Annotated in this window: 7 protein-coding genes; 2 read left to right on the plus strand and 5 right to left on the minus strand. The window is 51.6% G+C overall.

Annotated elements, in window-relative coordinates; translation table 11 throughout:
* Window positions 1-17: 17 nt before the first annotated feature.
* The gene (locus ACO0K3_RS15605; protein WP_422986145.1) at window positions 18-1,097 is read left to right on the plus strand and encodes an ABC transporter ATP-binding protein; all 1,080 of its coding nucleotides are present in this window, start codon (window positions 18-20) and stop codon (window positions 1,095-1,097) included.
* Window positions 1,094-2,467 (plus strand): glycoside hydrolase family 30 protein, encoded by a 1,374-nt coding sequence (locus ACO0K3_RS15610; RefSeq protein ID WP_422986147.1) that lies wholly within the window; start codon window positions 1,094-1,096, stop codon window positions 2,465-2,467. Before ACO0K3_RS15605 ends, ACO0K3_RS15610 begins: the two co-directional genes overlap by 4 nt.
* A gap of 242 nt (window positions 2,468-2,709) precedes the next feature.
* On the opposite strand, the gene ACO0K3_RS15615 is transcribed toward ACO0K3_RS15610, so the two are convergent.
* The 5 genes from ACO0K3_RS15615 to ACO0K3_RS15635 all read right to left on the minus strand — a co-directional run bounded on the left by ACO0K3_RS15615 (window position 2,710) and on the right by ACO0K3_RS15635 (window position 11,152).
* Window positions 2,710-3,600 (minus strand): glycoside hydrolase family 16 protein, encoded by an 891-nt coding sequence (locus ACO0K3_RS15615; RefSeq protein WP_422986149.1) that lies wholly within the window; start codon window positions 3,598-3,600, stop codon window positions 2,710-2,712.
* Window positions 3,601-3,627: 27 nt separating this feature from the next.
* Complete coding sequence (locus ACO0K3_RS15620; RefSeq protein WP_422986151.1) at window positions 3,628-5,139, minus strand: tryptophan halogenase family protein; 1,512 nt, start codon at window positions 5,137-5,139, stop codon at window positions 3,628-3,630.
* 251 nt (window positions 5,140-5,390) lie between these two features.
* Window positions 5,391-8,309 (minus strand): TonB-dependent receptor, encoded by a 2,919-nt coding sequence (locus ACO0K3_RS15625; RefSeq protein WP_422986153.1) that lies wholly within the window; start codon window positions 8,307-8,309, stop codon window positions 5,391-5,393.
* 382 nt (window positions 8,310-8,691) lie between these two features.
* Window positions 8,692-9,756, minus strand: coding sequence for a LacI family DNA-binding transcriptional regulator (locus ACO0K3_RS15630; RefSeq protein ID WP_422986155.1), 1,065 nt, complete (start codon window positions 9,754-9,756; stop codon window positions 8,692-8,694).
* A gap of 334 nt (window positions 9,757-10,090) precedes the next feature.
* Window positions 10,091-11,152: an OmpA family protein gene (locus tag ACO0K3_RS15635; RefSeq protein ID WP_422986157.1), complete on the minus strand. Its 1,062-nt coding sequence runs from the start codon at window positions 11,150-11,152 to the stop codon at window positions 10,091-10,093.
* Window positions 11,153-11,171 lie beyond the last annotated feature (19 nt).

Below are 11,171 nucleotides of genomic sequence, written 5' to 3' on the forward strand. Positions count from 1 at the left end.
CATCAGGAGACAGCAAGATGGGACAAGTTTCACTCAAAGGTATACGCAAAAGTTATGCTCAGACCGAGGTCATCAAAGGTATCGATCTCGATGTAAGAGAAGGTGAATTTCTGGTATTTGTCGGGCCGTCTGGCTGCGGCAAATCGACCACCTTGCGTATGATCGCCGGGCTGGAAAGTATCTCTGAAGGCGAGCTTCTAATCGACGGAATACGTGCCAACGATCTGCGTCCCGCCGATCGCGGCGCGGCCATGGTGTTCCAGAGTTATGCACTGTATCCGCATATGACAGTGGCTGACAACATGGGCTTTGCGCTGAAAATGGCTGGCGTCTCCCGCAAAGAGCGCGAACAGCAAGTAGAGCGCACCGCAGAGATTTTACGCATCACAGATCTGCTGGGACGCTTTCCTAAAGATCTGTCGGGAGGGCAGCGTCAACGTGTCGCCATCGGGCGCGCGATTGTACGCAAACCCAAGGTTTTTTTATTCGATGAGCCGCTGTCGAATCTTGATGCATCGCTGCGGGTGAATATGCGTATTGAGCTGTCACGACTGCATAAGGAACTTGGCACCACCATGATCTATGTCACTCATGATCAGGTCGAGGCGATGACCATGGGAGACAGGATTGCCGTTTTCAATCAGGGCAAGATCGAACAATCAGGGCGACCGATGGAGTTGTACAACAGTCCGGCGAATGAATTTGTCGCCGGCTTTATCGGCTCACCCCGCATCAATTTTATCGAGCGTCCGCGGTCAGGCGTAGCAACCATGCCAACGACAACAGCATCCGCGCATCACATGCTGTGGCAACAGTTGACCAGTCGTATTACTGATACTGCACAGCGGGTCGGCATTCGCCCTGAGCATCTGAGCCTGGCTCCCGCTGGTCAGGGAATTGCGGCGCAGGTCGAGCTGGCAGAACAGTTAGGTGACGCATCGATCATTCATCTGCGTATTGATGGCATGGAGCAGCTGCTGGTTGCCAAAATAGGAAGCGATCATGCTGCGCTGGAAGCCGGTCAGATGGTTGGCCTGATCCCTGACCTGACGCGCCGGACGCTGGCGTTTGACAATGATACTGGTCTGCTGCCATGAGTACTGTCCAACATCGTATTGCCGGTACCATGCGCCACTTTCTGACGCGATATAACCAACGCCCTGGTTTAATCGAACAGGCTGCTCTAACGCTGTCGGCCACAGCCTTACCGGAGGCAGGCGAACTACCGCAATTGCTGGTCAATCGACAGCGTCGCTTTCAGACGCTGGAAGGATTTGGCGCAGCCTTTACCGAATCTGCTGCGGTAACCTGGCTGGGCTTGCCGCCAGCGCAGGCTGAGCAGGTATTGCACGATTACTTTGATCGCCAGCATGGTCATGCCTACCGGCTGTGCCGAGTACATATGAATAGCTGCGATTTTTCACTCGGCAATTATGCGCATGCCGAGGTCGCAGACGATATGGTGCTTGAGCATTTTTCGATTGACCGAGATCGCCAGGCGCTCCTGCCTTTCATCAAAGAAGCTCTGCGTGTTGCAGGAGAGCCGATCAAACTGCTGGTATCGCCATGGAGTCCGCCGGCCTGGATGAAAAGCAATCATGAGATGAATCATGGCGGTAAGTTGTTGCCGCAATATGCGTCAGTATGGGCGCGTTGCTATGTGCGTTTTATACAAGCTTATCAGGCTGAAGGTGTACCCGTGTGGGCCGTGTCGGTGCAGAACGAACCTCTCGCGACCCAGAGCTGGGATTCATGTATTTATACCGCAGAAGAAGAACGCGATTTTGTGCGCGATCACCTCGGGCCCGAGCTGCTAAAGGCCGGTCTTGGACACATCAAAATAGTGATATGGGATCACAATCGTGACCTGATGGTAGAGCGTGCGAGTGTGATTTATTCCGATCCGGCTGCGGCACAGTATGTATGGGGTTGCGGTTTTCACTGGTACGGTGAAGATCACTTCGATCATGTGCAACTTGTGCATGATGCCTGGCCAGATAAGGCACTGTTATTCACTGAAGGTTGTCAGGAAGGTGGACCACATCATGACTCATGGGCATTGGGCGAACGCTATGCACGCTCCATGATCAATGACCTGAATCGCTGGACCGCAGGCTGGATAGACTGGAATCTGTTACTCGACGACAGCGGCGGCCCCAACCATGTCGGCAATCTGTGCAGTGCACCGATCTTGGCGGACCGCACGACCGGCAATCTGCATCACCAGAGTTCGTACTATTACCTCGGGCATTTTGCCCGCTTTGTACGCACCGGTGCGCAGCGGGTCTTATGTGCATCGAGCAAACAGGATCTGGAAACCACGGCCTTCGTCAATCCCGATGGCAGTACGGCGATCATTGTGCTGAACCGCACGGATACTGCGATCCGCTTTTGTTTGCGCATTGATGACGGCCGTTGTGTGAGCGAGTTACCGGCGCGTTCCATGGCAACCTATTTGCTGGATTAAGCCTGGGTAAAGGAGGAGCCTGCACTCAATAAATAGCTATACTCCCCCTGCATTACTCTCAATATAGCCTCATTCCGCACTGTTTATGAAGGCATTGAAATAATACTAGGTAGTAGTATAGTAATTCTGTAGAGAGATCAAGAACCGGAAAATGATCAACGGGCGATACAGGATAGGCCATCCTGTACTGCGCTGCGCAGGTCAGTGGCTGCGACACTCAGACCCGCGATCTGTGCCGCACATTATTTCGGCTTCTGATACACACGCACATAATCAATCTCCATCTGTATCGGAAAGACGCTATCGTCAACCGCGCCACCAAGATCGCCACCGATGGCAATATTGAGTATCAAAAACTGAGGCGCGTCGAAAGGCCAGCGTGCCAGACCGGTGTGCGGATTGGCATAGACCAGATGGATTTTGCCATCAACGCCAAAACTGATCTGCTCCCCCGTCCATAACATCTGATACGTGTGAAATGCCGTGCAGGCATCGGGAATCTGTGTATTCGCGCCAGTCCCGTTGGCACCACTACCGGCAGTGGTATGGATGGTGCTGAAGACGTTCGCCGGCTCTTTGCCGATTTGCTCCATGATGTCGAGCTCTCCCATGGCGGGCCAGTCTCCTTTACTACCCAGCATCCAGATCGCTGGCCAGCTGCCTTTACCACAAGGCAGTTTGGCGCGGATTTCAAAATAACCGTAGGTCCAGTCCTGTTTGCCCTGCGTAGTCAGGCGCGCCGACGTGTAATTCTGACCGCCCCAGTCGGCCTCTCCACTCAACGCCTCTTTGCGTGCGGTGATGAGAAGTTTGCCATCCCGTATCTGCGAATTGTCTGCGCGTGCGCGGCTATAGTATTGCAGCTCATGATTATGCCAGCCTTGCTTGTTCATACCGGTGTCGTACGTCCATTTCGTCGTATCCGGCAAACCATTTACCGCAAACTCATCAGACCACACCAGAGTGTACCCGTCAGGCACGGTCAGCGATGTAGTCGCTGTCACCGCTGGCGCCGCCTGGCTATGCGCTTCGCCACCACAACCCGCCAGCAGCATCGTAAATATTACCGGCATGACGGACATGGTGGATAGAGCGGACATACTGCGACGGCGGGCTGTGTATAGTTGTTTCATTCAAGTCTCCGTGTATGTTTATCGTAATCAAATCCTGCCAGCGGCACAGTGCGCAGCAATAAATTCTGCCTGGACCGGCATCGCCTTAACACATTGCGCGATGACGTTCTCGACATTACGCAGATACGCCACCACGTCCTGCTCCGGTGGCAGATCGGCGAAGGGGTGGTAGCTACGCGGCACAAGCCCCTGCCCGATCATCACCTGCAGCCAGCTCATTTCAGTAAACAGCTCACCTTGCTCAGGATAGATGCGGCCATTGCTACTGAATAAATCGATCTTGCGCTTCAGCGTATCGGGAACCGACATCGTGCGGCAATAATTCCAGAACGCAGAATCAGTCCGTGCGGTAATTTTGTAATGCAGAATCAGAAAATCACGGATCTGCTCATACTCGACATGCGTCTGGCGATTGTATTCAGCAATGTCCTCGTCATCGAATCCGGTGTTCGGAAAAAATTTGACGATGCGTGAAATCGCAGTCTGGATAAGATGAATACTGGTTGACTCCAGCGGCTCCAAAAATCCGCTGGCAAGCCCGACAGCGACGCAGTTACGGTTCCAGAATTGTTTACGCCGTCCGGTCTGAAAACGCAAATGACGCGGCTCGGCGAACGCCTTGCCATCAAGATGCTGCATCAGGATCGACGTCGCCTGATCCTGCTCCATAAAACCACTGCTATAGACGTGTCCGTTACCGGTGCGGTGCTGCAAAGGAATACGCCACTGCCAGCCTGCCGCATGCGCGGTGGAGCGTGTCATCGGAATCAGCGGATCAGCCGATGCACATGGCACCGCGATCGCACGGTCACAAGGTAGCCATTGTGACCAGTCCTCATACCCTGTGTGCAAAGTCTGTTCGATCAGCAAGCCGCGCTGACCGGAGCAATCAATGAAAAAATCTCCCGCGATCTTCTCACCGTTTTCCATTACAACAGCATCGATATAACCATCCGTCTCATGCTGCAATACCTGCATGATTTTCCCCTCGGTGCGCACCGCACCCAGCTTCTCGGAAAATTGTCGTAGATAACGAGCGTATAAACTGGCATCAAAATGAAACGCATGTACCAGATCATGCAGAGGAGAACCCGCCATATCTGGTCGTGAGCGCATGAATTTGGCTTGACGCGGTGCGGCGGTATTGATCGAATAAGCTTCTAGCGGACTGGCAAGCCCTGATTGCGCCAGGCGTAACCAGAAATGATGAAAAGGCAGCGCATCCGTAGCCTGACCGACGCGGCCAAATCCATGAATATAGCGCTGACCCAGCTCGCCCCAGTTGACAAACTCGATACCCAGTTTAAAAGTACCTTGCGTTGCGCGTAGAAATTCATCCTCATCAATCCCCAGCGCACGATTGAATTCATTAATATGCGGAATGCTCGCTTCGCCAACGCCGATAATACCGATTTCGTCCGATTCGACGACGCGGATATGGTGCGTAGATCCCAATAATTTGGACAGGGCTGCGGCTGTCATCCAGCCAGCGGTACCGCCACCAACGATGACTATGGTGCGGACAGGTTCGAGGGGCATAGACGATGTGCCTCTATAGGTGAATGGATCAGACTGCACAGACATCGCACCTGATATAGTGATGATCAAAGAATCCGCCGTACTGAGTACCTGCGGCCGAAACTGCTCTTAGCTGGCACTCATGGCAGAGTGAAGCAGTCTGTCATAGTGTGACAGACTGCTTCAATTTTACTGCTGTTTTTTCAGCGAATTTATGTCACTAAAACAGCACTAAGGTCGTAGCGAAACTGGACTAACACTACCCGTATCGCTTAGAACTTATAGTTCAGGCCGACCAGAGTCTGTCTGCCGAAATAATAGGTATAGTTCGGCAACAGCATTGACTTGTCCGGCGCATTTTCACCCGCCGACACGGTATTCTGGGTTGGCTTGTCCATGACATTATTCACCTGGAATAAGATCGATAATCCTTTGTAAGGACCATTCTCGAATTCATATCCAAACTGCAAATCAACCACTGCATCTGCCTTCTGTGTACGAGTCGTTGAGTTCAGGAAAATATCGCGGGTCGTCGCCGTGAATGCCGAGCGATAACGTTCACTGACACGCGCTGAAAAGCCTTGTTTCTCATAGTAGACCGTCATGCTGCCGGAGGTGCCGGACAGGCCATTGAGTTTAACTTCCTGGCCTTGTTTGTCAAAAATAGAACTGCTCAGATAAGAACCGCTGGCGACGACACCAAAACCGTCCAGCCATGAATGTATCAAACCACCTTCCAGAGCACCCGATAATTCAAAACCACGCACAGTACCACCTTGTCCGTTGGTTGGACGCATGACCGGACCGTATTGTTGAATGATGACATTCGCAGGCACATCTGGCGGTCTTGGCAAAGCAGAGTTGTCACGTGCCGTCAATTCGTTGTACACATAGTTCAGCAGATTCTTGCGGAAAGCGGCAACCGAGATATAGCTGCGCTTGGCAAAATATTTTTCCAACGAGAGATCAATCGAATTGGCACGCCACGGTTCCAGCTCAGGATTGCCGGAGTAGGCCGTTGTCCATTTACCCTGATCAGGTCCTGGCTCCTTGATGACAGTCGGTGTACTGGTGCCAGCGCGCATATCAACGATGTTAGGACGAGCCAGTGTTTTTGCCAGACCAAAACGGGCGATCCAGTTATTACGTAAATCGGCGACCAGATTCAGGCTAGGCAGATAATCGGTGTAGCTGGCGCTACCGGAGCGGGCAAACAATTGCGTAATATCCGGTGTCGCATTATTACCGCGATATTCCCAGCCAGTCGAGTTCTGTTTGGTGTCGATAATTTGCAAACCAAGATTGCCGCGTAACGGAACTGTCGCGACTTCGGTATCGATATCGAGCTTGCCAAATAGTGTGGTGACTTTTTCGTGCACGCCAGAATCGTTGTCCACTTTTTGTGCGAACAAAGGTTGCAGCGTTACCGTCCCCTGACTTACCAGAGCCGGTACATCGATGCGTATCAGCCCGGGAATGCCAGCCCATCCCATATCCATCGGCGTACCTAAAGCGGCAGCAGGAATATCGCGGATATAATTGCCATTGCTGTCTTTTTTCATCAGCAGGCGCGATTCATTTTTGCTGACTTCTTTATCACGCTGGGTGTAATTCGCACCGATGATCAGGTTACTAAAAATCCCGTCCATTGAGCGCTTTACAGACAAGCGTAACGATCTGATCTGATCTTTAATTTGTGGATTACGTACTGCACCAGTGTAAGCATCCTGATCACCGACAAAATCAAAACCAGCCTGATCGCCGAGCTTAACAATCGACGGAGTAGCAAGATAGTTACTCTGTAATGGCGACCAGGTCTGTGCGCCGCCATTCACTGGCACATTCCATTTGAATGCACCATAAATCCATTTTTGCGATGCATTGTCATACGGCGCTGCATAAACTTCGCTGTAGGTTTCATCACGTACATCACGTGAATAACTGACATCGGCAACCGCGGTCCATTTGTCGTTGAGTTTAAGTTCTGTGTTCCAGCCAACCGCAGCAATAGTGTCTTTGCGCTTGGTATCAAAGTTGCCAGTAGTGACGGGCATCTGATCAGCCGTCGCACTGCTGGTGAAAGTATTCTGGCCAACTTGGGTCGTGCCGATATTCGATAAATTCGGACTGACTCCACCGCCCCAGGTCGCGAACATACTCGATAAGAATTTGCCGCCAACTTCATGCGTATCGAATTTTGAATAGTACAAATCGAGTGTGCTGTGCAGGTCTTTGTTTGGCTTGTATTCCAGCACGGCCATCAGACCATCACGGGTGTTTTTCTTGGAAGATGAGGTCGCGGTCCAGAACATCGGCAACATCGAATTACCAATACTGCCGCCCGCATACGGATAGGCGGACTTGGCATTGCCGTTGACAGGCAATCCATACGGCGAGAAATCGCCATAGGTGACTAATTCTGTTTGCTTGACTTGCGATCCGACATTCAGCCGTGCATAACCGAGCGCGACGCCTATGGTGTTATCGGCGAACTGATCAACATACGACAGGCTCACACGCGATCCGGTAGGACTGACGACATCGGGAACCAAAATACCATTGGAGTTGCGCTCGCCACGCACATTGACGGCCACTTCGCGGCCACGCGTATCCAGCGGACGACGGGCGCGCAAATCGACGGTGCCTGAGAGCCCCTGACCGATCAGAGTGCCGTCCGGCGTTTTGTACACAACAGCAGAACCAATCAGCTCCGACGGGAATTGATCGTACTCGACAGTACGTGCATCATTTGAACTGACGACCTCGCGACCGTTCAGCAAGGAGCCTGAAAATTCTGGCGACAACCCTCGGATCGAGATCACATTGACACGGCCATCAGGGCCACGTTGTCCGACGACACCCGGCAGACGCGATAAGGCTTCGGCAATACTGACATCCGGCAATTTGCCTAATTCTTCGGCAGAAACAACCTCGACGATAGAGTCTGAATTACGCTTGGTTGATAAAGAATCTTCAATACTGCGACGTATTCCCGTTACCACGACGGTGGCAGTTTGTGTCTCCGCTGTTTGTGCAGTTTTGGCTTCAGCCGGCTTTTGTTTGTCATCCGCCGTCTGCGCTTTGGCGGCGCTGGTCGCCATCATCAACAATGCGCAAGCAGCCGCCATCGGCCGGACTAAAAATGGAGGGCGAGTGAGGCCCTGACGGTAAGGTATCTGTGACGATGTCATCGTAAGTCTCCGTTATAGGTTATCGCGTACAGCCATTTTGACTATCACGATTTTTTTATTACGCTTGTTATGAAAGCGCTTTCATAATAAAACATGATTTCTGCATTTGTCAATTTAAGCAATAAGAAAAACTGTGCGAACGCAGCAAAAATGGCCTCTGTCATAGAGGCCAAACTTCAAACACCGCAAGGGAAGATTTTTAGAATAGAGGCAGAAAAGAGACAGTCGTACAAACCGGCGTTTGCCGAGCGTATTTACTCACGGTCACAAATTGAATGCCTTGTATAAAGCAGGCGATGCGTGCTGAATAGCAGGAGAACAGCAGACGAGTAATGCGTAAGAACGACAGACAGCATACGGTTCAGACTGCAAACTGATTCGCCTAAGCCTCGGGCGTAGCTTGCAAAATCCGAGTAGAAGCCCGGACAATCAGGCGCGGCTCAGGCAAGCTCTCTACCGGTGCCTGACCTGCAAGTAATTGCAATAAAGAAGAGGCCACCAGACGCCCCAGCTCGTGCGCCGCCTGATGTATCGTCGTCAGCGGCGGTAGTGAATGTGCAGCACCCGCCAGATCATCGAAACCGACCAGCGAAATATCATCCGGCACACGCAAACCACGCCGATGCAAGGCGAGTGCAGCACCAAATGCCATCTGATCATTGGCTGCAAAAATTGCAGTGAAAGGTTCGCGACTATCGATCAACTGCTCGACTGCCATCAAACCACTTTCTTCATGATATTTACCGGGCAGCACCAGGGCCTGATTAAAGCGTACACCCGCCGCTTTTAAAGCAGCCCGGTAACCACGTAGACGCTCCATCGCATCAGGATGCAAAGGATCGCCGGCAATAAAAGCAATGCGACGATGGCCGAGTGCCAACAGATGATGGGTCGCAAGACGCGCACCTTCAAAGTTATTAAAGTCGATGGAAAAAAGATTCGGCGCCTGCAGGTTACGCCCGGTCACGACGACGGGCATCGATGCCGATAAATGATGCAAGGCATCATCACTCAGGCGACCGGACAAAATAATCATGCCATCAACCCGGCGCGAGCGCAGTACCTCGATACAACGCGCTTCTTCTGCGGCATCCCATTTGCCGCTGACAAATAAAGGACTATAACCGGCAGGCGTCAGCACCTCTTCGATACCGCGCAAGGCGACACCGTAGAACGGACTATCAATCGCCTGCGTCACAACACCGACACTCAGCGTGCGCCCGCCTGCCAGGCCGCGTGCAATCGGATTAGGGATAAATCCCAGCTCCGCAATAGCACGGTCAATCGCCTTACGTTTCTCCTGACTGACAACGGCCGTGCCATTCAAAATACGCGATACGGTACTCGGCGACACGCCACTCGCTTCAGCGACCATGCCAAGGGTGACCTTTGCGCCTGTTGCAATTGCTAATGCCTTAGTTTTGCCAGCTTGTTTTGTTGCCTTCATATTTTGATCGATGTGATGACTTTGCCGCATTGTGACACAGTGAGCGAGGATTTCGCCAAACAGGAATTGCTTGTTCTTGTAAAGAAGCGCCGGAGTCGTTGCATCAAGTTATCTCAAATGCCTTGCTCTCCGCGATCAAAACCAAGCTGGCACCCCCGAGATCAAGGCAGTACAGTAGAGATCAAATGAGGAAATCCGCCGTCTGTCGTACCGTCACAAACGACAATGGAGTCCGGCAAGGACTCCATTGTCTTGGATCACGGTTGCAACAAAATACCAAGGCGACACTAAACTAGTTACATCCGTCTTGTTTTACATATCCGTTGCATTATTCTTATTTTTGAATGATGACTTCAACCCGACGATTCGGTTGCAGGCATGCACGTAAGGCTGCACTATTTTTGATTTCACTACATGATGTAATTTGCTCCGCCATACCGTGACCATCTACCAAAATAGGCATATTGACACCCTGTTGTTGCAAATAAGTTTTGACCGTATTCGCGCGCGCCAGGCTTAATCGTAAGTTATATGCGGCATTGCCAAGACGATCGGTGTAACCGATTACCTTTAAACTTGTGACACCGGTTTTTCCAGTATTAATTTTTTGCGCCAGCTCATTAAGCTCGGCTCGTCCCTTAGACAACAAATCCTTATCACTCGATTTATCAAAATAAAATAAGGCATCTGCAGAAAGAGTAATTTTTTCAGGCAAAGTCGGTACCGGCACAGTTGCTGGCGGTAAGGTCACAACAGACGATGCTACCGGAACAGGTTGACAACTGGCAGCAGCCTGCTCTGCGGCACCAGTTAAATCTTCTGCTATCTGTACATAGGGTTTGGCATGGCGCCAGCCAGCTTCGCGGATTTCATTACCAGCATGAACCAACTCAACTTCGGCACAGGCGGTTTGCTGTGTGGCACAACGGTAACCTGCATGCTGCTTCAGTGCATCGTAGCGCGCCCACAAATCTGGACGTAATTTTTCAGCTTGATTGACCAGAGGTGTATCTTGACCCGGATTCTGATGCATTTCCAATGCATTCAGAATCCGCTGACTCTCGCCCAGGGCAGCTGGTGGAAAATGACCTCTGTCATTACGCGTATATTCATGAAAAGAGACATCTAGCCAGCATTGTGCTTTGGATAGCTGATAATCGGCAACGCGCAATCCGCCGTCATTGAGCTTCTTGATTCTTTGCTGCGTCTCGCGATAGACGCCGTTGTCGCGATAAATAGCGCCGTCACTGATACGCTCTTGCTGCGCTGAGAGCGCCGTATTTTCCGCTGAAAGCGCGACTGGCAAAAACATACTATTGATCAGTACCAGGAATGGAATGGTGAGTAGCAGACCTTTGCCCGAGGAGTGTGCTGTCTTATTATAAGAATGAGTCATGATGTACTTTCTAGTATGC

Origin of the sequence: Undibacterium sp. Rencai35W (assembly GCF_049340185.1) — a bacterium.
In the GTDB taxonomy this organism is placed as follows: Bacteria; Pseudomonadota; Gammaproteobacteria; order Burkholderiales; family Burkholderiaceae_D; genus Undibacterium.